The organism is Mycobacterium nebraskense (assembly GCF_002102255.1).
GTDB classification, from domain to species: Bacteria; Actinomycetota; Actinomycetes; order Mycobacteriales; family Mycobacteriaceae; genus Mycobacterium; species Mycobacterium nebraskense.
Genome location: NZ_LQPH01000076.1, coordinates 1 through 25,694, shown reverse-complemented (window position 1 = coordinate 25,694; position 25,694 = coordinate 1). Strand labels below are relative to the sequence as shown.

Genomic DNA, 25,694 nt, shown 5'->3' with positions numbered 1-25,694 from the left:
GTTCACTTCCTCTTCGGGCTATACGATCGTCTAGCCCTATCGCTGGCGCGCGTATAGCCTTAGTCGGTGGCCTCCACCCAACAGCCAACCACACGGCTTGGCTCGACACCGCGCACCGCCTCGCAAGTGCGCACGCTGCATGCGGCGCTGGAGCTATTCGCTGAATGCGGCGTCGGCGCGACGTCGTACCAGATGATCGCCGACGCCGTCGGGGTGACGAAAGGTGCCATCTACCACCAGTTCAACACCAAGGACGAGATCATCATCGCCGTGGCGGAGATGGAGCTCGCCAGGCTCGAAGACGCGCTGGAAGCAGCCGAGGCGCTGGACTGTCGCATCGAAGCTCGTGAGTTGCTGCTGAATCGGGTCATCGACCATGCGGTGGGCCATCGCCGCGCGGCCAATACCTTGCAGTTCGATCCGGTGATCGTGCGACTGCTCTCCGAGCACGAACCGTTTCAGCGTTTCATCGAGCGGCTCTACGGAATGCTCGTCGGCGACGAACCCGGACCCGATACCCAGGTGCGGCTTGCGGCCCTGACTTGCGTCGTCGGTGGAACGGTTTCGCACCCGCTCGTCGCGGACCTCGACGACGACACGCTGCGCATTCAACTACTGGATATGGCCCGGCGGATTGTCGGACTCCCGGATTTGTCGCAGCGCCGGACGAACCGAAAGTCAAAACGGGCCTCGGCCTGAATCGCCGCTCTGCGCCGAATCCATCCTTTAGACAGGCGCTTTCCGCAATCTGGTGCTCGAACTATTGACATAGCTAGACGATCGTCTAGGGTACGAAACTGAACTAGACGATCGTCTAGTGACCGCATTGCAGCGAACGGAGACCGCAATGTCGTGGTGCGAGGAATTCATCGACGCGTTTAACACCCACCAGGTCGAGCCGATGCAGGCGATCTGCTCCCCCCACATCAAGTGGGAGGACGTCTCCGGCCATATCGAGTTCGAGGGTCACGAGGGTGTGAAGAACATGGTCGAAATCACCCTGATGGCGGTGCCGGACTGCAAGTTCACCCACCATGGCGGCATGAAGGAGGGCAATCGTTACATGGTCGAATGGACCATGTCGGGCACCGCGTTCGACATCGAATTCGCTTGTCGGGGTGCCTCTGTCGGCGAGACCGACGACGAGGGCCGCATTGTTCATAACCGCGATTACTGGGATTCCCGGTCCTTCCCGATGATGCCGGGCGGCCCGGTGAACCCCTCCCTGGAAGAGCTCCAGGCTGAGCACTCGTAACCCGACAGCCCCGACAGGAGGAGGCGCCATGGTGCCTGAAAAACTCATCACGGCTGACTGCCACATCACCCCGCCACTTTCGATAGTGAACGAGCTGCCGGAGCATTACCGGGAGTACTTCCCGCGCATCGAGAAGGACGAGAACGGCAAGGACGTCTACAAGCTCGGCCACATCGTCTCTCTTTCCATGATGACTGGTGAGGGCGCCGACTCCGACATCCAGGCCGACGCGACCGGCGCCGAGGGCAACGTAGTCAGCGAGGCGCACATTAGCTTGGACGCCGCCGAGCAACTCGCTGATCTGGAGCGCGACGGTGTCTACGGCGCGGTTCTGATCGGCCGGATCGCCGATATGCCCAACGGGATTCCCGCCGACGCCGACACCGCCTACTGCAAGGTGGCCAACGATTGGCTGGCCGACCATTGGGGTCCCTACCTCGATCGTGTCGCGCCCGGTATTCACCTGCCGTTCAAGGACATTGCCGCGTCGGTGGCAGAGCTGGAACGCGCCGCGGGGATGGGGCTACGTCCGGCGCTGCTGCCGGACGGGATCTTCGAGCGCCCCTACTACATGGAGGAGTGGGAGCCCCTGTGGGAAGCTGCGGACAGCCTGCGGATCCCCATCACCATGCATGTCGGCGGTCTGCGCCAACCGTTGGTCGGGCCCGGTCTGATGGCCTACCCGGGCCGTCAGGACATCGGGTGGTACGTGCAGAGCTGCGGCATGGGCGAGACGCTGGGCTGGATGACCTACAGCGGGGTCTTCGAGCGTTACCCCAACCTGCACGTGATCTGCACCGAGGGTTATGCCGGATGGCTGGCCTTCGCGATGCAGTTCTACGACCACCACTTCAGCCAGAGCCGCCTGCACGAGCTCGGCATCGACGACCTGATGGGTCCCGCCAAGATCGACGTGCACCCGAGCTACTACCTGAAGCGGCAGACGCACGCGACGTTCATGTGGGACCCGCTGGCGATCCGCAACCGCGATCTCACCGGCCTGGACTGCCTGATGTGGGGCAATGACTATCCGCACCACGAGGGCTCGTTCCCGTTCTCCGCGGACTGGATTGAGAAGCAGTTCGACGGAGTGCCGGCCAGCGAGGTCGATCAGATCTGCCGCGGCAACGCCGCCGAGGTCTTCGGCATCAAGGTTTAACCGGTGCCGGATATCACCGAGCAATTCCGTCTCGACGGCAAGACCGCCCTAGTCACCGGCGCGGGCAAGGGCATCGGCAGGGGGATCGCGCTGGCATTCGCCAGGGCGGGCGCGGATGTGGCGCTGGTTGCCCGGACCAAGGCGGATCTCGACGCCGTCGCCGACGACGTCCGGGCCGTGGGCCGAAACGCCATCGCGATCCCGGCCGACGTCACAGAGATCGATAGTCTCGGAGACGTTGTCGAACAGTCGGTGCGCTCGCTTGGGGGGCTAGATCTGCTGGTGAACAACGCCGGCGGAGTTGAACAGCTCGGCACATACACGGACATGACGGTGGCGATTCTGGAAGGTGCGTTCCGGTTCAATGTGTCGGCGCCCTTCGAGCTCGGACGGCATGCGTTGCCGCACATGCTCGCTCGCGGCGGCGGGGCGATCGTCAACATCGGCTCGATGTCGGGGATGCAGAACGAACGCGGCTTCCTCCCCTACAGCCTGGCCAAGTCGGCGCTGGGCAAGTTCACCCAGCTCGCGGCCGTCGAACTCGCACCCAAGATAAGGGTCAACGCCATCCTGCCGGGCTGCGTCGAAACCGAGGCGCTGCGTGGATTCATGGATGCCATGCCCGACATACGGGAAAACTTGCGCCAGAAGACACCGATGCGCCGCAACGGCACACCAGACGATATCGCCTCGGCCGCCTTATTTTTCGCATCTCCAGCTTCGTCATGGATCACCGGCAAACTACTCGAGGTCGATGGCGCCGCCCCAGCCGGATTGTTTCCGAACACCGCACCCGATCTTTAGAGAGGACAGCCGTGAGCGGGGATCTTCGCTTCGACACCGACGTGGTTATCGTCACCGGCGCTGCCGGCGGGATCGGCCGATCCCAAGCCATCGAACTGGGACGACGCGGTGCTCGCGTGGTCGTCAACGACCTGGGCGGAAGCCCACGCGGCGGTGGCTGCGACCCCACGATGGCCCAGTCGGTTGCCGACGAAATCGTCGCTTCCGGGGGCGAGGCGGTAGCGTCCGGCGCGAGCGTGTCCTCCGACGAAGGGCCCCAACAGATCATCGATCTCGCGATGGACACCTGGGGCCGCGTCGACGGCCTGATTCACAACGCGGCAATCGTGCTGGACGACCACTTCGAAGACGTGTCCGACGATGACTTCGACAGCATCACTGCGGTGAATCTGCGTGGCACCTTTCGCACCGTCCGCGCCGCCTACCGCGCGATGAAGGACAACGGCGGAGGTCGCATCGTGACGCTGACGTCAGCATCCGGGTTGTCCGGCGCGTTCGGGCAGGCGGCTTATGCCACCACAAAGATGGGTGTCATCGGTTTGACCCGCTCGGTGGCCTGGGAGGGCATGCGATACGGAATCAGGGTGAACGCACTGGCCCCCGCGGCTTTCGATACCCGCCTGTTCTCGGTGTTCACTCCCGAAGGCGACGCGGCGCTGCGCGGTCGGCCGCCCGAACTCGAGATCTCCTTGGACTCGGCCGAATACGTCGCGCTACTCACCGCGAGCCGGGTCACCCCGATGGCATTGGCCTTGGTCCACCGCAGTTGTCCCGCGACGGCGCAGATTTTCGGGGCTACCGGCGGCTATTACTGCCGTTACGTCATCTCACACACCGACGGCGCGACGTTCGGCCCGCATCCGACGGCCGAGGACATAGTGGGAAACTGGGATCGAATTCGGGATCGTCCGCTGCCCAACGAACTTGATGGCGAAGCAATGGCCTGGGGTGTGCGGGCGTATTCCAACCGCCTGAAAGCCCTTGCGGGGGAACTCCAGACGGCGGAAACGACACAGGGCTGAGTGTCGACCTCCGGCGTCGTTTCACTTCCTCGGCCGAGGTTCGTTGGTGGTGGTCAGCACCAGCCCGGCGTAGTGCCGACGCGCCACATCCTCGCAGTGGCGCCGATAGGTGCCGAACCCACCGGCGTAGGGCATGAAGATCCGTTTCTTGCCTTCGATATTGGCGCCCAGGTACCACGACGAGGCCGCTTTCGGGAAGAGCGTCTGCTCGGCCGCCTTCGCGACATGGTCGGTCCAGGCGTCTGCGGCGTCGCGCCGCGGTTCCACCTCCGACACCCCGAGGCGACGGGCCGTCAGCACCAGCTCCATGACCCAGTCGACCTGTACCTCAGCGTGCAGCACCATGTTGGCCAGCACCGACGGGCTGCCGGGGCCGCTGATGGTGAACAGGTTGGGCAAGCCGGGCACCATCAGCCCGAGAAACGTCAGCGGGCCGTCGGCCCAGACGTCGCTCAGCCGTACTCCCCCGGGCCCCTGCGGGTCGATGCGGGTCAGCGCGCCGGTCAGCGCGTCGAAGCCGGTGGCGAAGATCAGCACATCGCACGGATAGGTCGCGGCGCTGGTTCGGACACCCTCGGCGGTGATCGCCTCGATGGGCTCGCGCCGCAGGTTCACCAGCCGGACGTTGTCGCGGTTGAACGCGGCGTAATAGCCGCCGTCGGTGCAGATTCGCTTCGTGCCGATCGGGTGGTCGACGGGTATCAGGTCGGTGGCCACGGCGGGGTCGGCCACGATCTCACGGATCCGCTCCTCGGCGAATTCCCGGGCGATGTGGTTGGCCGCGAGGTCGGAGTTCTGGTCCGGGAAGGTCTTGGCGAAAAGCACGCCGCCCTCGCGCCAGCGCCGCCATAGTGCGTCGGCACGTTCCTGCGGTTCGGTGTCGACCGCCTTTTTGTGATACGTGCCGTGCGGTGTGCCCGCCGCCGCGTAGGCCGAGATGCGGCGGCGCTCGGGATACTGTTCCCGGATCTGTTGCTGCTCCTCCGGAGTCCAGGGGCGGTTGGGCATCGGGATGCTGTAGTTCGCGGATCGCTGGAACACCACCAGGTGATCGGCCCGCGCGGCGACGATCGGAACCGCCTGGATGCCAGAGGAACCCGTGCCGATCAGACCCACCCGCTTGCCGCGCAGGTCAGGGTCCTCGCGCGGCCACGCGGCGGTGAAGTACACCTCGCCCGCGAAGTCGTTGACGCCGGGGATGTCGGGTCGATTGACCGCCGACAAGCAACCGGTCGCGCAGATGAGGAACTGCGCGGCATAGGTCTCGCCGTCCCTGGTGCGGACGTGCCATCGGCCTTGCTCAAAAACGGCGCCGACGACGTCGACCCCGAATCGGTAGTGGCGGCGCAGATCGAACCGGTCGGTAACGTGACGCAGGTAGGCAAGGATCTCCGGTTGGGCGGCGAACCGTTCGGTCCACGTCCAGCTCTGCTGGAGCGATTCGTCGAATGAGTAGGAATAGTCGACACTTTCGACATCGCACCGAGCACCCGGATACCGGTTCCAATACCAGGTGCCGCCCACGTCGGGCGCCGCCTCGAGGCCGATTACCGATAGGCCCGCCGACGCGGCCCGGTGCACGGCGTAGAGCCCGGCGAAGCCCGCGCCGATAACGATCACGTCGGCTTCCGCCTTGAAGGTCATGTCGACTCGCAGACGGCGGGCTGGAGTAGCGCCCGCAGGTCGGCACAGATCAGGTCGCGCGCCGAGTCCGCCGGCGGAAAGGAAGGGATGGTCAGGAAGCCGTGAAACAAACCCGGGAAATCACGGTGCACCACGCGCACCCCCGCGTCGCGCAACCGGCGCGCATAGTCGCAGCCCTCGCTGTGCAGCGGATCCAGGCCGGCGGTGACGATCACCGCGGGCGGCAGGCCGGCGTGCGATTCCGCGCGGGCCGGCGCCACCAGGTCGGGCTGCTCCAAAAGCGTTTCGGCGCCGAGGTATTGACGCCAGTACCACTGCATGGCGGCGCGGGTAAGGAAGTAGCCGGTGGCGCAGCGCCGATAGCTGTCGGTGTCGAAAGACGGATCGATGACCGGATAGAGCAGGAGTTGCGCGGCGGGCCCGGCGACCGCCCGTTCACGGCAGAGAAGGGCGGTGACCGCAGCGAGGTTTCCGCCCGCGCTGTCACCGCCGATGGCCGTCCGCGCCGGGTCGATGCCGAGCTCGGACGCGTGGTCGACCACCCAGCAGAACGCCGCAAATGCGTCCAGCACGGCCGCGGGGGCCGGATGTTCGGGCGCGAGGCGGTAGCCGATCGACACGATCACCGCCTCGGCACCGCGGGCCAGGGCGCGGCAGAAGCCGTCGTGGGATTCGATGTCGCACAACACGAATCCACCGCCGTGGCAGAACACGACCGCGGCGCGGTTGTCGCGCGGCTCACCGTGCGGGTAGTAGATCCGAGCGGGGATGCTGCCGTCGGGGCCCGGAATCGAACGGTCTTCGGTGCGGTGGACGTCGTCAACGTTGTCGACGGGCCGGCGCCGCTCGGCGACGGCGGCGCGGGCCTGGGCGGCGGTCATGGTCTCGATGCGCGGGAATCCCGTGTCCAACTCGCGCAACATCGCCTGGACGCCGTCAAAGGGATCGTCCATGTACACCTCCCGAGCTCATCGTTGAGTCGGTCACGCCGGCCGGTACTTCAATAGGGTGATTCCGTCTTCGGGCAGATCGTAGAACACCGGCTCGACCCGCATGCCGATATGGACGTCGCCAGGGTCGACGTTCACCAACTCGGTGCTGAATTTCGGTCCGGCGTCCCACTGCACCACCGCGGGCAGCTGCGGCAGCGCGTCCGCCCAGGGCGGACCGGTGGGCCGGCGGGCGATCGTGAACGTGTACAGCGTTCCGGTGCCGTCGATTTCGCGCCATTCCAGGTCGTCGGCCAATGTTCCCGGGGCGAGGGTGCGCGGATAGAACACGTAGCGCCCCAACGAGGGCGAGTACTGCACCAGGATGCGGTGCTGGGCCAGACCATCCCAGAAGGGGCGCGACACGGGCGTCGGCTCGGGAACGGGGATGCTCATCGCTAGTCCCCCCGCATCAGCAGCGCGACCTGCTCGCTCATGATGCCGCCATTGCCGGTGACGAACGCGGTGTGGCAGTCGCGCACCTGCGCGTCGCCGGCCCGGCCCATGACCTGGCGGGCACCGTCGACGACGTGGTGCATGCCGCCGGCCATGCCGGCCTGCCCGAAGGAGAGTTGTCCGCCGGCGGTGTTGAGCGGAAAGTCGCCGCGGTAGGTCAGGTCGTGGCCGGCGATCCACGACATCCCGTGGCCCTTGTCGCAAAAGCCGGCGTCCTCGAGGCTCATCAGCACGGTGATGGTGTAGCAGTCGTAGATCGACGCCATATCCACCTCGGCCCGGTCCAGGCCGGCCATCCCGAACGCCCGGTCGGCGGCGCGGGCGATCGGGGTGCACAGCAAGTCCTCGGCGTAGGTGGGGGTCTTGAACGCGATGTGTTCGCCAAACCCCTTGATCCACACCGGCCGGTGGCGGCCGCGCCGGGCGATGTCGGCGTTGGCGATGAGGACACCCGCTCCCCCGTGCACCCGCATCACCGTCTCCAGCATGTGGATCGGGTCGGCGATCATCGGGCTGGCGAGAACGTCGTCCACCGTGAGCGGGTGGCCGTGGAAGACCGCGCCGGGGTGGGCGCACGCGTTGGTGCGCTGGTCGACGGCGACCTTGGCCACCGCCGCGGGGTCGTAGCCGAACTCGGCCGCATAGCGCTGCGCGATCTGCGCGTACGGCGCGTTCTGGCCCACGTTGCCATACGGGATCTCGAATTCCGCTTGCGGCGACCCGTAGTTGTTCGATGACGCCCCATACCAATTCGGGGTGGGTGGTGGCCGCTTTTCGGACTGCGGCTGCGACGCCGAGCCGGGGATCACGGCCAGCACCGCGTCGCAGATGCCGAGCTCCACGGCGGCCGCGGCCCGCCAGATCATGCCCGCCGCGGTCGCCCCGCCCAGGTCGACCCGCTCACCGAAATCCAGGGCCAGGCCGAGGTATTCGCACAGCGTAGCCGGCGCGAACATGGCCGACTCGGCAATGCCGTGGGTCAGCAGGCCGTTGACGCAGGCGGCATCGACGCCCGCGTCCTCGATCACCATCTTTGCGAGCAGCGCGTACTGGTCGAGGGTGAACAGCGGCGGGCGGGTGGGACGCCGTTCGGCCGGCAACTCGGTGATGCCGACGATCGCGGCCTCGCCGCGCAGGCCGGTCACGACGGCGTTCCGCGTCGGGGCAGCTCGACCGTCGCCGTTCCGGGCATCAGCACCGTATCGTCGCGGCGGCCGGCGATGTCGAGGTCCACCAACCCGGCGCCCTCATCGGAGAGGCGTTTGCCGGTGACCGTGCCGCCGAAGCTCAGGGGTTGGCCGGGATGGGCGACTGCGCGGTTCTGGACGGAGAAGGACACCAGGCGGCCACGCCCGCCGATCCAGTCCCCGATCGCCCGGCCGAGCAGCGCGGCCTGCAGCGGGCCGTGGACCAGCACGTCGTCGTAGCCTTCGACCGTGCGCGCCCATTCCTTGTCGTAGTGAATGCGGTGGCCGTTGTAGGTGGCGGCGCTGAAGAAGAACAACTGCGTCTCGTCGGTGGTCACGGTGAGTTCGGGCATCTGGTGGCCCACCTCGACGTCCTCGTAAAAGACTTGGTCGGTCATGACGCTCCTAGGGGCGCGCGATCATCGAAGTCGACGCTTCGGCGAGCAGGTCTTGGTGCTGGTTCCGGTACACCGTGTGCCAGGTAACCAGAACGAATCTGCCGGAGCGGCCGCTCTTTTCGACGATCGAGGAAATGGTGCGCACCATTTCGACGTCGTCGCGGTGGTAGGCGGGCAGATGAAAGGTGAAGCTCTCGCCGCCGGCCATCCGCTTCGGCGCACTGGGAAACGCGAGGCTGCCCGAAATCGCGCCCGAGGAACCGTCGGGCCGCAACGCCTCGAGGTGCGTGACGCCGAGCACGGCATACTGCAGAAAGAGCGGAGGGCAAATGATGTCCCGAAAGCCGTTGGCCCTGGCGTAATCCGGGTCGAACCATAACGGGTTGTGGTCACCGATCGCCGCGGCCCACCGTTGCCAGTCGCGCCGGTTCACCTCGCCCGTCGCGGACGCGGCGACGGTGCCGATGCGGGACGCCGATTCGGCGTCGATCAAGCTGTCATCGTTCATTCGAGCTCACCGGCACTCCTCTGAGTTCTCGTCCAATGTCTCCTCCAGCCACGATGCGGCGACGTCCGCCCCGCCGCCCCACGTCGAGCCCAGCCGTGCCCGCTCGGTCCACAGATGCAGATCGGTCTCGGTGACATATCCCATGCCGCCGTGCAATTGGTGGGCATTCAACGTGATCAACCTGGCCGCGGTGGCCGCGTGCATGCGCGCGATGGCGGTTTCCCGGGTCGCCGTGCGACCGCGCGCAATCCAGAACACCGCCGCATGCGCGGCCAACCGCGCCGCCGCCAGGGCGATGTGCATGTCGGCGACCAGGTGCTGCGCGGCCTGGAAGGACGCGATGGGCCGGCCGAATTGGTGACGCAACGTGGTGTATTCGACGGTGCGGTCGATGACCGCCTGCCCGACTCCCACCAAGTCGAGCGACCCCAACGCCACGGCCGCATTGGCCACCCGCCGCAATGCTGAGGGAGCGGCGTCACCGAGCAGCGCGTCGCCCGTGACCATGACGTCGTCGAAGTGCACCGTGAACGCCCGATGCCCGCCCGCCATGGCGAGCGGTTCCATGCTCACACCGGTTGCTTCGGCGTTGATGACGAAGGCCAGCGTACGTCCTTGCGCCGCAGCCGAAATCACGATGACGTCGGCGACGTCGGCGTCGGCTACGTAGTCCGCGATGCCGTTGAGCCGCCACTGCGTCGACGCGGGGTCGGCACGCAGCGGGGCGGACACGACGGCGGCGTCACGCGCGTTCCAGAGCGCCGTGGTGCCGCGGGCCGTACCGCATGCCAGGGGCGGGAGCCAGGTGCTCTTGGCGTCCGGGGAGCCGAGCTGGTCGATCGTGAGCGCGGCTTGAATGCTGCTGTGGATCGTCGTCGGGCACAGCGCGCGGCCGGCCTCGGTGTAGAAGACGGCGAGATCGTCCAGGGAGCCGCCGGAGCCGCCGTACTCCTCGGCGACGGCCAGCCCGAGGACACCCGCCTCGGTCAACGCCTTCCACAGCGCCGGGGTGCGACGGTCCGCGTCCGGCTCGTTCAGCGCGCGCACCAACGGCACGGGGCTTTCGGCCGCCAGCAGGGCGCGCAACGCCGAGGCGAACTCGCGCTGTTCAACGGTGGGTATCGCTTTCATCGGTTTAGCGCCCGTAGCTGGGCATCTTGTGCCCGCGCTGGGCGATGATGTCGCGGAGCACCTCGTTGGTACCACCGCCGAACCGCATCAGGGGCGCGGCGCGGTAGAGCCGCTCGAACTTGCCGGCCAGCGGCGCATGTTGGTTGCGGTGCGCCAGTAAACCGTCCGGGCCGAGCAGATCGAGCGCCAGCACGGCGATGCGCTGGCGCAGTTCGCTGGTGAAGACCTTCTCGACGCTGACCTCCACCGACGGGATGACACCGCTGTCCAGGATCGACGCGGCCTCGTAGCCCATCAGCGTGGCCACCGCCACGTCGGCCTCGGCCTGCGCGAGCCGGCGCCGCAGCGACGGGCTCTCGGAGGGCACCGTGCCGTCACGGCGCGGCGTGCGCGAGAGCTCACGCAGCTCCTCCACGGCGCGACGCAGGTCGCCCGCGTTGGTCAGCGCACCGCGTTCGAGATCCAGCGCGCCGGTGATGTACGTCCAGCCGCGGTTGACTTCGCCCACCAGGTTGGTGACCGGCACCCGCACATCGCGGAAGTGCACCTCGTTGGTGCGATAGCCCGACCACGCGTACAGCGGGCGGATGGCCACGCCGGGGCTGTCGATCGGGACGATGATGACCGAGATGCCCCGATGGCGAACACCGTTGGGATCGGTGCGTACGCAGAGCCACTCGTGGGTGGCTCGCTGGGCGCCGCTGTTCCAGATCTTGGTGCCGTTGATCACCCATTCGTCGCCGTCGAGGACGGCACTGGTGCGCAGGTTGGCCAGGTCGGTGCCCGCCTCAGGCTCGGAATACCCTACGGCGCAGACCATTTCGCCTTTGGCGATCAGCGGCAGCCATTCGGATTTGTTCCGTTCGGTGCCGTGCCGCATGATCATCGGCGCCACGGACGTGACCGTCAGATCGGGCCCGGGCACGCCCCAGTACTCGAATTCGCTCATCAGCAGATGCAGGTGGATGGCACCGAGGCCCCTCTCGCCGGCAAGGCCGCCGTACTCGCGCGGCCAGTTCAGCCCGAACCAGCCCTTCTCCCCGATCCTGCGACGGAACCGCGCCACCTCGCCGTCGGGGAACTCCAGGTCATGCTCGGCGAGCTCGGCTCGCAACTCTGCGGTGACGTTGGCGTGGAGGAACTCGCGGACCTCGGCCAGCCAAGCGCGCTGCCCGGCGTCGAGTTCGAAATCCATTCGGGCGCCTCTGCCTTTCTGAAGCCTTTCTGAAGGCCTTTCCACCAAGCAGCGCCAGCGTAACGCCACGGCGAAAATGCGCCCGGGATTTCGCCGCGACCTTACGCTCGGCGGCGCGCCGGAGGTTCGATTGGGAGCTCCGACTGTAAAGACGCTGTCAAACTCCCGTTAATTCGCATCGGCGCTCTCGCCGATCTGCGGTAGGGCTGCGAAGATTTTCACATCGGCTGGTCGACGCGGACCAGGACCTTTGCCCGGCCGCAGCCCGAGGGAGATGTCATGCCCACTGTTGAGACGCGCCTCCGCGAAGACTTGCGCAACTATGCGGTCGAATTGCGGCAACTGGCATACACCCTTCCGCTCGGGGTGGGCGAGCACAGTCTGCTTCAGCTGTCGGATCGCATGCGCGCCGCAGCCGACCAGGTGATCCGCAAGGGAGCCTGACCCGGCGCGGTGTCAGCCGCCCTTGAGCCGGATCTTCCAGCGCACGAAGCTCAGGTAGAACACGCTGAGCACCACCAGCATGGCCATGTCGAACGTCCACGCCCCGGCCGCGTGGCGCCAGTGCGCGTCGTGCGCGACGGACGGCACCGCCTGTTCCAACGTGAGCAGGTCGATGGTGGAGGCTGACGCCGCGAAGCCCCATCTGGCCGGGGTGGCCCAGGACATCTGGTCGAGACCGAGGCGCCCGGTGACCGGAATCATGCCGCCGGAGAACACGAGCTGCGACATGACCGCCACGACGAGCAACGGCATGATCTGTTCGTTCGACTTGGCGATGGAGGACAGCAGCAACCCGAGCATCGCCGAGGCGACCGTGGTCATGGCGACGTCGACGAACAGCTCCAGATTGGGCATACCCAACGCCACGGCACCCTGAGTCGGGCCACCCTTGCCGAGGATCGCGATGACCGTCACGATCGCCGACTGGACGATCGCGAACATGGTATAGACACAGACCTTTGCCAGTAGGTATGCGCTGGTGGACAGACCTACAGCCTGTTCGCGCAGGAAGATCGCCCGCTCGCCGATGAGGTCGCGGATGGTCAGCGCCGTGCCCATGAAGACCGCTCCCACATTGAGCAAGACCAGGATCTGCCCCGGCTCGGTGGGCGCGGATCCCATGGGGTTCGGCTTACCGAACCCGACATCTCCGGGCACCGACATGGACAGCGATCCCATGATGAACGGGAGCAGCGCCAGGAAGACGAAGTAGCCGCGGTCGGAGAAGATCAACCGGACCTGGCGCCTGGCGATCGTGGAGAACTGCCGGACCAGGCTCGTGTGCGAGGGGTCGCCGAGGTCGGCGGGCTGCTGCGCGGGGGGCGGTGGTGGCTGCGGGCCCGTCCGCGCCAGGTACCGCGTTTTGGCGCCGTCGGGGTCGCCCGCGACCGTGCTGAAGATGTCGGCCCAGTTCGTCGTGCCCATGGCCGGCCCGATCTGGCTGGGCGGCCCGCAGAAGGCGGTCTTGCCGCCGGGGGCCAGCAGCAGAACCTGATCGCACACGTCCAGGTAGGTCAGCGAGTGGGTGACCACGAGCACGACACGACCCGCGTCGGCCAGCTGGCGCAGCATGGTCATCACCTGGCGGTCCAGCGCCGGGTCCAGGCCGGAGGTCGGCTCGTCGAGGATCAGCAGCGACGGCCCGGTGAGCAGCTCCAGGGCGACCGATGCGCGTTTGCGCTGGCCGCCGGAGAGCTTGTCGACCCGGGTGTGCAGGTGCTGGGTCATCTCGAGTTCCTCGAGCACCCGGGCCACCACCTGAGCCCGGTCGTCCTTGGTCGTGTCCGGCGGCAGCCGCAGCTCGGCCGCATACATCAACGCCTGCTGCACCGTGAGCTGGCCGTGCACCACGTCGTCCTGGGGCACCATTCCGATCCTGCTGCGCAGCGAGGCGTACTCGGCGTGGACGTTGTGGCCCTCGAACGCAACCGTGCCTCTGGTCGGGTGCGTGTACCCCGCGACCAACCTGGCGAACGTCGACTTGCCCGCACCCGACGGTCCGATGACGGCCGTCAGCGTCCCGGGCTGCGCGCCCAACGAGATGTCGTCCAGCAGCGTCTTGTTGTTCTCGATCGTCCACGTCACGCCGCGCACGTCCAGTCCGCCGGTGCGGGTCGCGGTCGCGCTCTCGTCGCGGCGGGCCAGCGTGCCGCCGGCGAAGACGAGGTCGATGTTGCCGATCGTGACGACGTCGCCGTCGTGCAGCACGGCCGCGTCGACCCGGGCGCCGTTCACGAAGGTGCCGTTGATGCTGCGGTTGTCGTGAATCTCGGTGCCGTGCGGCGTCGGGATCAGGGTGGCGTGGTGGCGCGATGCCAGCACTTCGGGAATGACGATGTCGTTGTCGTTGGCCCGGCCGATCTTGATCGCGCCCGGCGTCGACTCGACCGCCCTGCCCGGCCGCAGGATCTTCATCATCGATGTCGCGATGTTCGCCGCGTCACCGCCGACGTGCCCGGTCTCCAGCCCCGTCGGCTCCCCGGCTTGGGCCGGGGGCGCTTTCATCGGCTGCGAGCGGTAGATCTGCGGGGCGTGTTGCGCTCCGCTCGGCGGTGCCGCGGGGTGGCCACCGGTCGGATACCGCGGCTGCGGGGCCGACGGGTGGCTCGGCAACGACGCGCTCGGCGGATGGACGGGCTGCGGCCCGCTGGGCTGATGCGTGGGCTGGCGAAAGGAGGCCGACGCGGGCTGCTGAGGCTGGCCGGGCCAGTGCGCGCCCGGCGGCTGGGCCAGGGGCGCGTGGAGGCTCGCCGCGGTGGCCGGGTTGACGATCGGTATCGAGGTCGTCAACGGGGGTCGCCCGGCCGAGCCCTGGTGGCGACCGACCTCGAAGGTCAGCGCCGGGCCGTCCGGATTGCCGATGTTGACGCGCAGGCCGTCCTGGATGTCGACCGTGGGCACGCGCTGGTGGTTGACGAACAGCCCGTTGAGGCTGCCGTTGTCGATGGCGATCCATCGGCCCTGGTCGAATCGGACGATGAGGTGCGTGCGGGAAATCAGGGGATGTGCCACGCGGACGTCGGCGCGGAGATCACGCCCGATCGCTACATCGTTGCCTGCGGCGAACGTGCGCTCGGATCCCTCGTACCGCACGGTCAACACAGGTGGGGCTGGTCGGCTCATCACGACCAACTGTATCGGCAGCCGCGCGAATCGGGCGCCGAATATCGGCGCGCCAGCGCCACGGCCACTTCCGCAAGTTTGCTAGCCGGCCGCCGCGGCGGTGTGCAGGCTACGGCGCCACGGCTGGGGCACGGCGGTGACGTCCTTGACGAAATTTCCGATATAGCGAATCGCTCGCCTTCCTTCAGGCAGGATGTCCGCCGCCAACGGGAAATCGTGAATCTGTCCGTCCCATAGGTGCAGATCGCACGGAATCCCGCTGGCTTCCAAGCGCTTTGCCATGAGTTCGGCGTCTGGGAGCAGCAGCTCGTCGGAGCTGGCATGAATGGTCACCGGCGGCAAGGAGGACAGATCGGCGTCCACCGGTGAAGCCACGGCGGACTCCGCCCGCCCCTCCAAAACCTTTGCCTGGCTGAGGTACTCGGCGAACACCGACAACGCCCCGCGGGTGAACATTGAGCACTTGCGCGCGTTGCGGTGCCGCAGCTTTCGGGCCGGGTCGGCATCGGTGAACGGTGAAATGGTCGCGATCCCCGCGGGCCTCATCACCTCGCTGCTAATGGCCGAAAGCGCGGTCATGAAAGCGAGATATCCTCCGGCCGAGTCGCCGGCTACAACCACCTGGTCGCCGTCAAAACCGCGATCCTGCAGCCAGCGCAGCCCGTTCATTCCGTCGTCGATCGCATCGGTGATGTGGTGCGAGGGCAGCTTTCGGTATCCGACGGTGAGTACGGCGGCATCCGCGGCCTTCGACAGGCGGGTGACCACCGAGCGGTGCGTGTTGAGGCCGCAGGTGAGGAAGGCACCGCCGTGCAGATAGAGGATCGCCCGGTCCGTCGATGCGCCGGGGGCGCAAACCCACTCGGCGGCACAGTCTTCCAGCCGCACCGGTTCGATGTTGGCCGACATGCCGATGCGCGGCACCAAACCCGCGAAACTGTCGACGTATTCGAATGGCCAGTGTGCTTTCGGCGTAAAGGCCCAGGCACGCACGGTGTTCTTCACGATCAACCGGCTGGCCAACGAAACCGCCACCGATTGCGGACTGTGGCGATGGTGGACTCGCCGCTTCATTGCGCCACTTGGCAATACGCGACTTGGAGCGGTGGTGCTAACCATTGCAATCCCTCCTAAGTGCGCACGGAATACCCGCCCGTGGGCCGGAAAAACTGTGGGTGAAGGCGGCGCGAATGTTGGGTACATCACGGTTTACCCCCGCTGGCGGGTGGGTATATAAAATTGTTCGGCGCTTCGCCGGCCCGGGCTCGCCAATTTCCGGCCAATCTCCGCCCAGTGGCCCAAGATATGAGCGATGAACGCCGAAACGCGCGCTGACGCGCTGCTGGATGACCGGGTCGCGGTGGTGACGGGCGGTGGTGGGGGCATCGGCGCGGCCACCGCGCGGCTGTTCGCTCAACACGGCGCACACGTGGTCATCGTCGACATCGACGGCGGGCTTGCCGCTCGGACGGTCGACGACATCGCGGCCTCGGGCGGATCGGCGGTCGCGGTGGTCACCGACGTCCGTGACGCGGCCGCGGTCAATGACATGGCGCGTTCGGTGCTGGATCGCTACGGCCGGGTGGACGTGCTGGTCAACAATGTGGGTCACTGGCTGCGGCATCCGGGAAGCTTCGTCGACACCGACCCCCAACTCTGGGACGACCTCTACCGGATCAATCTGCATCACGTCTTCCTGGTCACCCACGCGTTTCTGCCGGCCATGGTCACCCGACGGGCCGGTGCGGTCGTCAACGTCTCCTCCGTCGAGGGCCTGCGCGGCTACCCGGAAGATCCTGTCTATGCGGCTCTCAAGGCGGCCGTCATTCAGTTCACCCGCAGCCTTGCGGTGCAGGTGGGCGGGCAAGGGGTGCGGGTCAACGCGATCGCCCCCGACGTCACGGAATCCCTTCAGGTGCCCTACTCGCAGTGGCTGTCGGCCGACGAGCAGACACAGTGGCCCCAGTGGGTTCCGGTGGGCCGAATGGGTGTGCCCGAGGATCAGGCCCGGGTGATCCTGTTTCTGGCCTCGGACTTGTCGGCGTTCGTCACCGGCCACACCATCCCGACCGACGGCGGTACCGGCGCGGCGGGCGGTTGGTACCGCTCGTCGCGCCGGCCTGACCGCGAGTGGACGAATCGTCCCATCGCTCCCTGATCGCTCGGACAGTCCTCAAACCAGGCCGCGGTCGACGGCGACCTCGAGATAGGCATCGTTCGCTTCGGTGAAGCCGCTCAACCGTGGATAACGCGAGAGCGGCAGTGCGAGGTTGCGATGGTCGACCCCCGTCGTATGCGCGAAGCGCAGGAACCCTGGATCGGTGAATTCGGTGAGCTCGAGAGCAACTTCGTCTTGGTTGTAGCGATGCGGGGTGAAAGCCACCGCGGCCCCGGCGATTTGGGGTGAACGGCTTGCGGGACTCAGGGCGTTTGCGCGGGCCGGAATCGGGCTTGATCGTAGATGATCGTCACCGGTATGCCGTTCAATGCGCCGTTGCCGGACGGCTCGTCGATAAATGTCGGTGGGGAAAGCACATTCGTGTTGGCGCCCGGCGAGCTGTTGGCCACCGCCATGCGAGTGCCCGGCTTGCCGTGTCCCCAACCGTGGGGCATCGACACCACGCCCGGTTTGATCGCGTCGGTGATCTCGACCGGCACTTTGATTTCCCCTGCGGCGGATTTGACGGTGACGACGTCGTCGTCCGCGACGCCGCACCGGGCCGCATCGTCGGGGTGAATCAGCAACGTGCACCGCTCCTTTCCCTTCATCAGCGCGGGCACGTTGTGCAGCCAGGTGTTGTTCGATCGCAGGTGTCGGCGGCTCACCAGAACCAGCGGCTCGGCCGGCCGCTCCATCCGGGCGGCCAGCCGGGGCAGGTCATCGAGCAGGTATTGCGGGGCGAGCCGGATCTTCTTGTCGGGCGTGCCCAGGATGTCCGGAAGTTGCGGCACCATCGGGCCGAAGTCGATGCCATTCGGGTTGGCCTTGAGTAGGTCCAGCGTGAGCCCGCCGGGGTTTTTGCCGTACTGGTCTCCGAACGGCCCGGTTCGCAGCGTGAGGTCCAGCATCCGCTCGGGGCCGCCACGGTCGTAGAGCTTGCGGATCTCGGCCCCGTCGACGCCCCGGGTGAAGGCCAGGTAATCGAAGAAGCCGTCGTCGATCGCGGCGACGTCGACATCTTCGGCCGGTGTGCCGGTGCACAGGCCGGTCAGCCGGATCAGGATCTCCCATTCATGCGGGCGGTCCCCCGGATCGAACACCGGCGCGGAGTAGTTCGCGATGCTGTGGATCGCAAAAAGCAGGATCAGATCGTCGTGGTGCGGCTGCTCGAGCGGGGACAGCCCGGGCAGGATCACATCGGCGTGCCGGGTCGTCTCGTTGAGCCAAAGATCAACGGAGATCATCGCTTCCAGCATCGGCAACGCCTCGTCGAGCTTGTCACCGCCCGGGGTGGACAACACCGGGTTACCGGCGACGGTGATCAGCGCCTTCAGCTGTCCTTCGCCCGGGGTGGCAATCTCCTCGGCCATGCATGACACAGGCGCCTGACCAAGCACTTCCTTCGCCCCGCGCACCCGGGTGTGCCAGCGGCCGAATTCCGGGAGGCCACCCTCCAGGCCGGGGAGCGGCTGGGTGGTGATCGACCAAGCCGCCGGCTTGGGAAACATCGCTCCCCCGGGAACGTCGAAATGACCGGTCAAAATGTTGATCACATCCACCAGCCAGCTGGCCAGGCTGCCAAACTCCTGGTTGCACAGGCCGATCCGCCCGTACACCACCGATTTCTCGGTGCCGGCGAGCTCGCGGGCCAACAGCCGAATGCGGTCTTCGGCGATGCCGGTGACCGCGCTGACCCGTTCCGGCGGCCAGTCCGCGGCGACCCGGCGCATCGTGTCGACGCCGTCGACGTGCGGTCCGGGATTGATCAGGTTTTCGTCAAACAGCGTGTGCACCACCGCCAACAACAGCGCGGCGTCGGTCCCGGGCACGATGGGAAGCCACTCATCGGCGTGGGCGGCCGTCTGCGTGCGTACCGGGTCGATCACGATCACTTTGCCGCGCTTGCGGATCCGGTCGATCAGGCCCATCACGTCAGGCGCGGCCAGCAATGACCCCTGCGACGCGGCGGGGTTGGCGCCCATGATCACCAGCAGGTCGGTGCGTTCGATGTCGGGCACGGGGAAGTTCCACCAGAGGCCGTACATCAGGTGCGACGACAGGTTCTTGGGCCACTGGTCGACCGTCCCCGGTGAATACGTGACGGGCATCCCGGACATGCCCATCAGCACACCCGCGTACCGGGCCAGTGAAAACGAGTGCGCCAGCGGGTTGCCCGTGTAGGCGGTGACCGCGCCGATTCCGTACTTCTCGATCACGGGCGTCAGCAATTCGGTGCAGCGGCGGAACGCCGCGTCCCAGCTGACCTCGTGCCATTCGCCGTCGACCTTGATCATGGGGCGGCGGACGCGGTCCGGGTCGTCGTGGAGCGCCGCAAGTGAGACGCCCTTCGGGCAGATGTGTCCGCGACTCCACACGTCGTCGCGGTTTCCCCGGATGCTGGTGACCCTGCCGCCGTCGACGTGAATCTCCAAGCCGCACATGGCTTCACACAGGGGGCAGGTGCGTAGATGCCTGCCGTCTTCGCCCGTCGTCACCCACCCACTGTATTCCGCTACTGACCGTCGCGGAAGTCCCAGAAATCGGGTGTCAGGACACCCAGGGACCGATGCCACCGACCTTGTCGATGCGGATCCGGGTCAAGAATCCGGGGGGCGCGCCGTCCGGCGGGAATTTCGTATTCGGGTCGCCCAGGATCGGGTTGAGTTGCTCGAGCAGCTCGGGCGCGCCGCCATCGAGGATCCGTGCCGTTCCGGTGATGGAGAGGTACGGCCGCATCCCGGTGTGTGCCCCGTTTAGCGACACGATGGTGACGGCCACCCGGGGGTCGTTACGGACATTGCGAACCTTCTTGTGCGCGGCGAGGTGCGCGGTGACGAGTTCGTCTCCGTCGGGCGCCGACTCCAATGCGACCCACACCAGACTGACTTGAGGGCTGCCGTCGGGGTTGAGGGTGACCAGGGTGGCATCGGCGCCCTTGCCAATGAGATCGCGGGCGGCGGCGTTGAGTTCCATGCGTTGTTCTACCGCCCCGGGCCCGGATTCATTCCCGCACACAACTTCACTTGAGACACATTTGAATCTGGCCGGTTCGCTGTACAGGCACGAGGCGGCGGTCCTAGCGTCGACGCAGGACAGAGCCTCGGAAAGGAGCTGGCTCGTTGAGCATCGAAGCGGGCCCCGCGCATCGGGATGTGGCATGAGCGACCACCAGCAAATGGGCATCGAATACCTCCGGGCCGAAGTCATCGACCGGATAGACGCCCGGCCCTTCGAGGACTGGTCCCCCGCCCTGCTGCGGGCCCTGATCGCGGTCTTCGATCTCAACGGCGTGACACCGGCTGTTCCACGCGGCTTCCGGCCCCACATCGTGAAGTAGCGGTCGCATCCGCGAAAGTGCGACTGCCGAAACGTTTTCCGGGAAGGCTCATCGGCGCCTGCGCGCTCACGTATTAGGCTCCGGCATGTTCCGCTAGCCCGGCGGGAGAACGGAGTCACCGCGGTGGAGATATGGGAACTGGTCGCGCGGGAGCGGATCCGTGACACGCTTGCGCGGTACAACTGGGCGGGTGATGGCGGCGACGTGACCGGCCTCGCCGAGACGTTCTGCCCGGACGGCGTCCTGGAAATCCGGGGCGCCGAGCCGCTGCGCGGGCGATCGGCGATCGCCTCGTTCCTCGGCGGTGTCGACGTCGCCCGCCCGGCCGGCGTCAAGCCCGTCGTCCGGCACAACCTCGCCAACGTCTTGTTCACCGGACTGACTCGCGACACGGCGCAGGTCTCGTCGTACTTCACCGTGGTCACCCATGTCGGGCTCGACCATTTCGGCCGCTATCGCGACACCTTGGTGCCCGATGGGGACACCTGGCTGATCAAGCATCGCAAGGTGTCGACCGACTGGGCGGCGCCCAACTCGGCCATGGCGCGCCAGCCTGGCGGCTGAGTCCTGCGCGGAGATGAACGACGGTGGCGATTTTGTTAAATGTCTAGCTCAGATGTTTGCCTGGGACCGCTCAACGGCTACAGATAGAAATCACACTTAGAGATTGCGGTCGGCCCCTGTTTGCGTTCGCCGGTGGGGTTCCGGGCTGACCACAGGTCATGTGACCAGCGGTCATGGCCGCACAAATGAGATGAGCTGATAGTGCAACGACTCAGTGGATTAGACGCGTTCTTTTTGTACCTGGAATCCCCGACGCAGCCGTTGAATGTTTGCTGCGTACTAGAGCTGGACCCGGGTGACATGCCGGGCGGCTACACCTTCGGCCAATTTCGCGAGGCGCTGTCGGCGCGGGTGGACGCGGTGCCGGAATTCCGCCTCAAGCTGGCCGACAACCAGCTGAACTTCGACCATCCCGTCTGGGTCGACGACGACCGATTCGACCTGGCGCGTCATCTCCACCGGGCCGCCCTGCCCACGCCCGGAGGATCCAGAGAGTTAGCGGAGATCTGCGGGCACGTCGCCGGGCTGGCGCTGGATCGCGATCGCCCGCTGTGGGAGATGTGGGTGATCGAGGGCCTGCACGGCGGCGACGCGCTGTCCGTCGTTCTCAAGGCCCACCACGCGGTGGTCGACGGCGTGGGCGGGGCCAATCTGTTGGCCCAGTTGTGCAGCACCGTGCCGGACGCCCCTGCGCCGCAACCCGCGACCCGCGCCGGGGCGGCGAATCCCCTCCAAATCGCCGCGTCCGGGCTCATCGGTGCCGGGTTGCGGCCGTGGCGCCTGGCCAAGGTGGTGCCGGCAACGGCCCTCACGCTGGCGCAGACGATTCTCCGCGCCCGCGGGGGCGGACAGACGATGGCCGCCCCGTTCGCGGCGCCGCCGACGGCTTTCAACGGTCAGTTCACCCGCCGCCGCAACGTCGCCTTGACGATGCTTGACCTTGAGGAGGTCAAGCAGGTCAAGAACCGGTTCGGAGTCACCATCAACGACGTGGTGACGGCGCTCTGCGCCGGGGCGCTTCGACAGTTCTTGTCGGACCGCGATGAACTATCGGACAGTCCGATGGTGGCCAGCGTGCCGGTCTCGGTGCGGGGCAAGTCCGACCGGCCGGGCCGCAATCAGACCACCTGGATGCTCTGCCGGCTTGAAACCCATATTGACGATCCTGCCGAACGGCTGCGCAGCATCGCGGAGGGCAACGCCGCGGCCAAAGACCATGCGGCCGCCATGGGTTCCAGCCTGCTGCAGGACTGGACGCAAGTGACCGCGCAGACCATGTTCGGCGCCGCGATGAAGCTGCTGCCGCGGATACCCATGCCTGAAAAGCCGCCGCACAACCTGGTGATGTCCAACGTGCCCGGACCGCAGAAACAGCTCTACTTCATGGGTTGCCGGGTCGACGCCATCTATCCGCTCGGCCCGATCATCGCGGGCGCCGGACTCAACATCACCGTCATGTCGCTCAACGGCCGACTCGGCGTCGGCCTCATCTCCTGCCCCGACCTGGTTGCCGACCTCTGGGACCTCGCCGACGCGTTTCCCGCGGCGCTCAAAGAGCTGGTGAATTGCAGCGAACCCAGACACGACCACACCTGACCCGCGGAACCCCATAGTGCCGCGCTGCCGCGGCATGGCAAGGTGACACGCGTGGCAGACACCGTTGCGCAGCCTGACCTGCGTGAAATCAGCACTCCGAAGGGCGCTTTGCGCTACTACGACTGCGGCCTGGAGTCCGCCCCGGTGTTGCTGTTCCTGCACGGCTCCGGACCGGGCGTCACCGGCTGGCGCAACTTCCGCGGCATACTGCCCACTTTCGCCGAGCGGTTCCGCTGCCTGATCCTGGAGTTTCCCGGGTTCGGCGTCAGCGACGACTTCGGCGGCCACCCGATGGTCACCGCGTTCGGCACCGTGTCGCCCTTCCTGGACGCGCTCGGTGTCCAGAAGGTGCACATCGTCGGGAACTCGATGGGCGGTGGCGTCGGCATCAACTTCGCCACCCACAACCCGAACCGCGTCGACCGATTGGTGACCATCGGCGGCATCGGGACCAATATCTTCAGCCCGAGCCCCAGCGAGGGCATCCGGCTGCTGCAGGAGTTCGTCGAGGACCCCACCCGGCAGCGGCTGGTGGACTGGCTCAAGTCGATGGTCTACGACCAGGCGCTGATCACCGAGGAACTCGTCGAAGAACGCTGGGAGCTGGCCACCGACCCGGACACGCTGGCCGCCGCGCGCCGGATGTACGGGAAAACGGCCTTCGCCGCGATGAACGCCGCGATGGCCGCCTCCGACCGCCCGCTGCCGTGGGCCGTCATGCACAAGCTGACCGTGCCCACCCTGCTGACGTGGGGGCGAGACGACCGGGTGAGTCCGCCGGACATGGCGCTCATCCCGATGCGCACCATCCCCAACGCGGAGCTGCACATCTTCCCGAACTCCGGTCACTGGGCGATGATCGAGGCCAAAGAGGCGTTCGAGAGCACCGTGCTGGCGTTCCTCTCGCGCGGCTAGCGGGTCGCGCCATCAGGGCTCGGCCAGCCCCGTCAGGCCCGCGGTCAGCAGCGCGTGGGCGTCGGGATTCCCGTCCAGAATCCGGCTGGTACGCGCACCGATCCGCCATTGGCCGTCGATTCGGCGCAGCACGAAATGATTTGCGGTGCAGCGCCATACGCGGTACCCGTCCCCGTCACGGACCAGCACCAGGGACTCGCACACCGCCACCGCCGAGTCGCCGGTGACCGTGACGACGCACGGCCCGAGGAAGTGACCGCACCCCTTGGCCACCAGGTTCTGGTGCGCCGACGAGCTCACCATGGCGTGCACGTCGGCCCGGCCTTTCATGCGCCAGCCGTCGACGTCGTAGCTGGCGTCGCTCGCCCACAGCCGCGCGGCGGCGTCGGGGTCCCCGGCGTCCACCGCCGGACCGTACGAGGCGATCAGCCTCGCGATATCGCGCTCGTCCTCGAGTCGGCGCAGCCGCGCCGTCAGGTCGTCGATGTCACTCACAGTCGTCCTCCTATTGCCCAGTGGCGCCACGAGTTCACCCCGATCACCTTCTGGTCCGGCACCGACTGCGGTACACCATTAGTACGCCACGGAAAAGGACAACAGGATGAGCGAGCGGGTTATCGACCGGGTAGCGGCTTTGGCCGACCAGCTGCGTGAGCAGGCGGCCGAAGCCGAGCGGATCGGCCGACTCACCGACGACAGCGTCAAGCTGATGAAGGGCGCGGGCCTGATCCGGCTGCTGCAACCCAAGAGTCATGGCGGGTTCGAGGTGCATCCCCGCGAGTTCGCCGAGACGGTGATGGCCACGGCGGCACTCGACCCGGCCGCCGGCTGGATCGTCGGCGTGGTGGGCGTACACCCCTACCAGTTGGCCTACGCCGACCCGAAGGTGGCAGACGAAGTGTGGGCCGACGACTACGACACCTGGATGGCCTCCCCGTACGCGCCGCAGGGGGTGGCCAAACCGGTCGACGGTGGCTACCTCTTCAACGGCCGCTGGCAATTCAGCTCGGGCACCGACCATTGCGACTGGATCATTCTCGGCGCGATGCTCGGCGACGAAAAAGGCATACCGCTGATGCCGCCGCAGATGCTGCACATGATCCTGCCCCGCAAGGATTACGAGATCGTCGAGGACTCGTGGAATGTGGTGGGGCTGCGCGGAACCGGCTCCAAGGACGTGATCGTCAAGGACGCGTTCGTCCCGGCCTACCGGACGATGGACGCGACGAAGGTGATGGACGGCACCGCGCAGCGCGAGGCCGGCATGACCGAGCCGCTGTATCTGATGCCGTGGTCGACGATGTTCCCGCTGGGCATCTCCGCGGCGACGATCGGCATCGCCGAGGGCGCGCTGGCCGCGCACCTGGACTACCAGCGCGAGCGCGTCGGCGCCACCGGAACCGCGATCAAGGACGACCCGTACGTCATGCACGCGATCGGCGAGGCCGCCGCCGACATCAACGCCGCCCGCCAGGAACTGCTGGCCAACGCCGACCGCATCTACGACATGGTCGCAGCCGGCAAAGAGGTGTCGTTCGCCGACCGCGCGGCCGGACGCCGAACGCAAGTTCGCGCGGTGTGGCGCGCGGTGTCGGCGGTCGACGAGATCTTCGCCCGCTCGGGCGGCAACGCGGCCCGAATGGACAAGCCGCTGCAACGGTATTGGCGCGACGTGCATGTCGGCCACCTGCACGCCATCCACGTCCCCGGCACCACCTATCACGCCTCGGCACTGAGTTCGCTGGGCATCGAGCCGCCCGAGGGTCCGCTGCGGGCTTTGATCTAGGAGAAGAAGTTGACCGACCTGAAAAGCTTGGGCTACATCACCATTTCGACGAACGACATCGACCGCTGGCGGCAATTCGCCTTCGGCGTCCTGGGTTTCGCCGAGGGCAAGGGCCCCGACCCCGCGGCGCTGTACCTGCGGATGGACGAGCGCGCGGCCCGGCTCATCGTGGTGCCCGGCGAGACCGACCGGGTGCTCACCGTCGGCTGGGAGGTGCGTGACCGCCCGGCGCTGCAACGGGTCAAGGCGACCCTGGACACCGCCGGGACCCCGTTCAAGCAGCTGTCCACCGACGAGGCCGAGGCCCGGCGGGTGGAAGAGGTGATCACCTTCGAGGACCCGGCCGGCACCACGCTCGAGGTGTTCCACGGTGCGGTGCTCGATCACAGCCCGGTCGTCACCCCGTTCGGCGCGAGATTCGTGACCGGCGACCAGGGCATGGGCCACGTCGTGGTGCCGGC

The 25,694-nt window shown here is 67.0% G+C and carries 26 protein-coding genes and 1 pseudogene; 13 read left to right on the top strand and 14 right to left on the bottom strand.

Features of this window, described 5'->3' with window-relative positions:
• The first annotated feature begins 135 nt into the window (after positions 1-135).
• The 5 genes from AWC17_RS08165 to AWC17_RS08145 all read left to right on the top strand — a co-directional run bounded on the left by AWC17_RS08165 (position 136) and on the right by AWC17_RS08145 (position 4,240).
• Complete coding sequence (locus AWC17_RS08165) at positions 136-699, top strand: TetR/AcrR family transcriptional regulator (RefSeq protein ID WP_046183757.1); 564 nt, start codon at positions 136-138, stop codon at positions 697-699.
• A 118-nt stretch (positions 700-817) separates the two neighbouring features.
• Positions 818-1,255 carry a nuclear transport factor 2 family protein gene (locus AWC17_RS08160; protein WP_046183750.1) on the top strand — a complete coding sequence of 146 codons (438 nt, stop codon included), beginning with the start codon at positions 818-820 and terminating at the stop codon, positions 1,253-1,255.
• Between the two features lie 28 nt (positions 1,256-1,283).
• Positions 1,284-2,414 (top strand): amidohydrolase family protein, encoded by a 1,131-nt coding sequence (locus tag AWC17_RS08155; RefSeq protein WP_082123000.1) that lies wholly within the window; start codon positions 1,284-1,286, stop codon positions 2,412-2,414.
• 3 nt (positions 2,415-2,417) lie between these two features.
• Positions 2,418-3,218 (top strand): SDR family NAD(P)-dependent oxidoreductase, encoded by an 801-nt coding sequence (locus tag AWC17_RS08150; protein WP_052742765.1) that lies wholly within the window; start codon positions 2,418-2,420, stop codon positions 3,216-3,218.
• A gap of 11 nt (positions 3,219-3,229) precedes the next feature.
• Positions 3,230-4,240 carry an SDR family NAD(P)-dependent oxidoreductase gene (locus AWC17_RS08145; RefSeq protein WP_052742764.1) on the top strand — a complete coding sequence of 337 codons (1,011 nt, stop codon included), beginning with the start codon at positions 3,230-3,232 and terminating at the stop codon, positions 4,238-4,240.
• Between the two features lie 21 nt (positions 4,241-4,261).
• Here AWC17_RS08145 and AWC17_RS08140 read toward each other — a convergent pair whose 3' ends face one another.
• The 8 genes from AWC17_RS08140 to AWC17_RS08105 are packed head-to-tail and all read right to left on the bottom strand — an operon-like array spanning position 4,262 to position 11,748.
• Complete coding sequence (locus AWC17_RS08140; RefSeq protein WP_046183748.1) at positions 4,262-5,884, bottom strand: flavin-containing monooxygenase; 1,623 nt, start codon at positions 5,882-5,884, stop codon at positions 4,262-4,264.
• On the bottom strand, positions 5,881-6,837 hold the full coding sequence (locus AWC17_RS08135) for an alpha/beta hydrolase (RefSeq protein WP_046183754.1): 957 nt from the start codon (positions 6,835-6,837) through the stop codon (positions 5,881-5,883). Before AWC17_RS08135 ends, AWC17_RS08140 begins: the two co-directional genes overlap by 4 nt.
• A 30-nt stretch (positions 6,838-6,867) precedes the next feature.
• Positions 6,868-7,269: a Zn-ribbon domain-containing OB-fold protein gene (locus AWC17_RS08130; protein ID WP_046183747.1), complete on the bottom strand. Its 402-nt coding sequence runs from the start codon at positions 7,267-7,269 to the stop codon at positions 6,868-6,870.
• A gap of 2 nt (positions 7,270-7,271) precedes the next feature.
• Complete coding sequence (locus AWC17_RS08125) at positions 7,272-8,474, bottom strand: thiolase family protein (RefSeq protein ID WP_046183746.1); 1,203 nt, start codon at positions 8,472-8,474, stop codon at positions 7,272-7,274.
• Positions 8,471-8,914 (bottom strand): hotdog family protein, encoded by a 444-nt coding sequence (locus tag AWC17_RS08120; protein WP_046183745.1) that lies wholly within the window; start codon positions 8,912-8,914, stop codon positions 8,471-8,473. Before AWC17_RS08120 ends, AWC17_RS08125 begins: the two co-directional genes overlap by 4 nt.
• Positions 8,915-8,921: 7 nt before the next feature.
• Positions 8,922-9,422 (bottom strand): MaoC family dehydratase, encoded by a 501-nt coding sequence (locus tag AWC17_RS08115; RefSeq protein ID WP_046183744.1) that lies wholly within the window; start codon positions 9,420-9,422, stop codon positions 8,922-8,924.
• Between the two features lie 6 nt (positions 9,423-9,428).
• A complete protein-coding gene (locus tag AWC17_RS08110; RefSeq protein ID WP_046183743.1) occupies positions 9,429-10,553 on the bottom strand; it encodes an acyl-CoA dehydrogenase family protein in 1,125 nt (374 codons plus the stop codon).
• A gap of 4 nt (positions 10,554-10,557) precedes the next feature.
• Positions 10,558-11,748: an acyl-CoA dehydrogenase family protein gene (locus AWC17_RS08105; RefSeq protein WP_046183742.1), complete on the bottom strand. Its 1,191-nt coding sequence runs from the start codon at positions 11,746-11,748 to the stop codon at positions 10,558-10,560.
• Between the two features lie 279 nt (positions 11,749-12,027).
• Between AWC17_RS08105 and AWC17_RS32610 the strand changes: the two genes are divergently transcribed.
• Complete coding sequence (locus AWC17_RS32610; protein ID WP_167374077.1) at positions 12,028-12,192, top strand: hypothetical protein; 165 nt, start codon at positions 12,028-12,030, stop codon at positions 12,190-12,192.
• A 12-nt stretch (positions 12,193-12,204) separates the two neighbouring features.
• Here AWC17_RS32610 and AWC17_RS08100 read toward each other — a convergent pair whose 3' ends face one another.
• Together AWC17_RS08100 and AWC17_RS08095 are read right to left on the bottom strand one after the other, a co-directional pair.
• A complete protein-coding gene (locus tag AWC17_RS08100; protein WP_082147585.1) occupies positions 12,205-14,874 on the bottom strand; it encodes an FHA domain-containing protein in 2,670 nt (889 codons plus the stop codon).
• 81 nt (positions 14,875-14,955) lie between these two features.
• Positions 14,956-15,993 carry an alpha/beta hydrolase gene (locus tag AWC17_RS08095; protein ID WP_046185197.1) on the bottom strand — a complete coding sequence of 346 codons (1,038 nt, stop codon included), beginning with the start codon at positions 15,991-15,993 and terminating at the stop codon, positions 14,956-14,958.
• 193 nt (positions 15,994-16,186) lie between these two features.
• Here AWC17_RS08095 and AWC17_RS08090 point away from each other — a divergent pair, with 193 nt between their 5' ends.
• Positions 16,187-17,032 carry an SDR family NAD(P)-dependent oxidoreductase gene (locus tag AWC17_RS08090; protein ID WP_046185198.1) on the top strand — a complete coding sequence of 282 codons (846 nt, stop codon included), beginning with the start codon at positions 16,187-16,189 and terminating at the stop codon, positions 17,030-17,032.
• 24 nt (positions 17,033-17,056) lie between these two features.
• On the opposite strand, the pseudogene AWC17_RS08085 reads toward AWC17_RS08090, so the two are convergent.
• From AWC17_RS08085 to AWC17_RS08075, 3 genes and pseudogenes are all read right to left on the bottom strand, one after another.
• Positions 17,057-17,257 (bottom strand): annotated as a pseudogene (locus tag AWC17_RS08085) (type III polyketide synthase); the annotation flags it as partial.
• A 38-nt stretch (positions 17,258-17,295) separates the two neighbouring features.
• Positions 17,296-19,530 (bottom strand): molybdopterin-dependent oxidoreductase, encoded by a 2,235-nt coding sequence (locus AWC17_RS08080; protein ID WP_082123093.1) that lies wholly within the window; start codon positions 19,528-19,530, stop codon positions 17,296-17,298.
• A 52-nt stretch (positions 19,531-19,582) separates the two neighbouring features.
• On the bottom strand, positions 19,583-20,008 hold the full coding sequence (locus AWC17_RS08075; protein ID WP_046185201.1) for a PPOX class F420-dependent oxidoreductase: 426 nt from the start codon (positions 20,006-20,008) through the stop codon (positions 19,583-19,585).
• Positions 20,009-20,192: 184 nt separating this feature from the next.
• Between AWC17_RS08075 and AWC17_RS08070 the strand changes: the two genes are divergently transcribed.
• From AWC17_RS08070 to AWC17_RS08055, 4 genes are all read left to right on the top strand, one after another.
• The gene (locus tag AWC17_RS08070) at positions 20,193-20,372 is read left to right on the top strand and encodes a hypothetical protein (RefSeq protein WP_046185202.1); all 180 of its coding nucleotides are present in this window, start codon (positions 20,193-20,195) and stop codon (positions 20,370-20,372) included.
• 123 nt (positions 20,373-20,495) lie between these two features.
• Positions 20,496-20,936, top strand: coding sequence for a nuclear transport factor 2 family protein (locus tag AWC17_RS08065; protein ID WP_046185203.1), 441 nt, complete (start codon positions 20,496-20,498; stop codon positions 20,934-20,936).
• A 201-nt stretch (positions 20,937-21,137) separates the two neighbouring features.
• Positions 21,138-22,532, top strand: coding sequence for a WS/DGAT/MGAT family O-acyltransferase (locus AWC17_RS08060; RefSeq protein ID WP_046185204.1), 1,395 nt, complete (start codon positions 21,138-21,140; stop codon positions 22,530-22,532).
• A gap of 51 nt (positions 22,533-22,583) precedes the next feature.
• Positions 22,584-23,447 (top strand): alpha/beta fold hydrolase, encoded by an 864-nt coding sequence (locus AWC17_RS08055; protein ID WP_046185205.1) that lies wholly within the window; start codon positions 22,584-22,586, stop codon positions 23,445-23,447.
• A gap of 12 nt (positions 23,448-23,459) precedes the next feature.
• Here AWC17_RS08055 and AWC17_RS08050 read toward each other — a convergent pair whose 3' ends face one another.
• Positions 23,460-23,942: a nuclear transport factor 2 family protein gene (locus tag AWC17_RS08050; protein WP_046185206.1), complete on the bottom strand. Its 483-nt coding sequence runs from the start codon at positions 23,940-23,942 to the stop codon at positions 23,460-23,462.
• A 106-nt stretch (positions 23,943-24,048) separates the two neighbouring features.
• On the opposite strand from AWC17_RS08050, the gene AWC17_RS08045 reads away from it, so the two are divergent.
• Together AWC17_RS08045 and AWC17_RS08040 are read left to right on the top strand one after the other, a co-directional pair.
• Complete coding sequence (locus tag AWC17_RS08045; RefSeq protein WP_085164496.1) at positions 24,049-25,233, top strand: acyl-CoA dehydrogenase family protein; 1,185 nt, start codon at positions 24,049-24,051, stop codon at positions 25,231-25,233.
• A gap of 9 nt (positions 25,234-25,242) precedes the next feature.
• A partial coding sequence (locus AWC17_RS08040) for a VOC family protein (RefSeq protein ID WP_482805288.1) occupies positions 25,243-25,694 on the top strand: 452 nt, incomplete at its 3' end.

Excerpts from the sequence above, each read along its gene's own strand:
- AWC17_RS08155 (WP_082123000.1), top strand. The coding sequence starts at position 1,284 with ATGGTGCCTGAAAAACTCATCACGGCTGACTGCCACATCACCCCGCCA.
- AWC17_RS08140 (WP_046183748.1), bottom strand. The coding sequence starts at position 5,884 with ATGACCTTCAAGGCGGAAGCCGACGTGATCGTTATCGGCGCGGGCTTC.
- AWC17_RS08135 (WP_046183754.1), bottom strand. The coding sequence starts at position 6,837 with ATGGACGATCCCTTTGACGGCGTCCAGGCGATGTTGCGCGAGTTGGAC.
- AWC17_RS08130 (WP_046183747.1), bottom strand. The coding sequence starts at position 7,269 with ATGAGCATCCCCGTTCCCGAGCCGACGCCCGTGTCGCGCCCCTTCTGG.
- AWC17_RS08120 (WP_046183745.1), bottom strand. The coding sequence starts at position 8,914 with ATGACCGACCAAGTCTTTTACGAGGACGTCGAGGTGGGCCACCAGATG.
- AWC17_RS08115 (WP_046183744.1), bottom strand. The coding sequence starts at position 9,422 with ATGAACGATGACAGCTTGATCGACGCCGAATCGGCGTCCCGCATCGGC.
- AWC17_RS08110 (WP_046183743.1), bottom strand. The coding sequence starts at position 10,553 with ATGAAAGCGATACCCACCGTTGAACAGCGCGAGTTCGCCTCGGCGTTG.
- AWC17_RS08105 (WP_046183742.1), bottom strand. The coding sequence starts at position 11,748 with ATGGATTTCGAACTCGACGCCGGGCAGCGCGCTTGGCTGGCCGAGGTC.
- AWC17_RS32610 (WP_167374077.1), top strand. The coding sequence starts at position 12,028 with ATGCCCACTGTTGAGACGCGCCTCCGCGAAGACTTGCGCAACTATGCG.
- AWC17_RS08100 (WP_082147585.1), bottom strand. The coding sequence starts at position 14,874 with ATGAGCCGACCAGCCCCACCTGTGTTGACCGTGCGGTACGAGGGATCC.
- AWC17_RS08095 (WP_046185197.1), bottom strand. The coding sequence starts at position 15,993 with ATGGTTAGCACCACCGCTCCAAGTCGCGTATTGCCAAGTGGCGCAATG.
- AWC17_RS08090 (WP_046185198.1), top strand. The coding sequence starts at position 16,187 with ATGAACGCCGAAACGCGCGCTGACGCGCTGCTGGATGACCGGGTCGCG.
- AWC17_RS08075 (WP_046185201.1), bottom strand. The coding sequence starts at position 20,008 with ATGGAACTCAACGCCGCCGCCCGCGATCTCATTGGCAAGGGCGCCGAT.
- AWC17_RS08070 (WP_046185202.1), top strand. The coding sequence starts at position 20,193 with ATGAGCGACCACCAGCAAATGGGCATCGAATACCTCCGGGCCGAAGTC.
- AWC17_RS08045 (WP_085164496.1), top strand. The coding sequence starts at position 24,049 with ATGAGCGAGCGGGTTATCGACCGGGTAGCGGCTTTGGCCGACCAGCTG.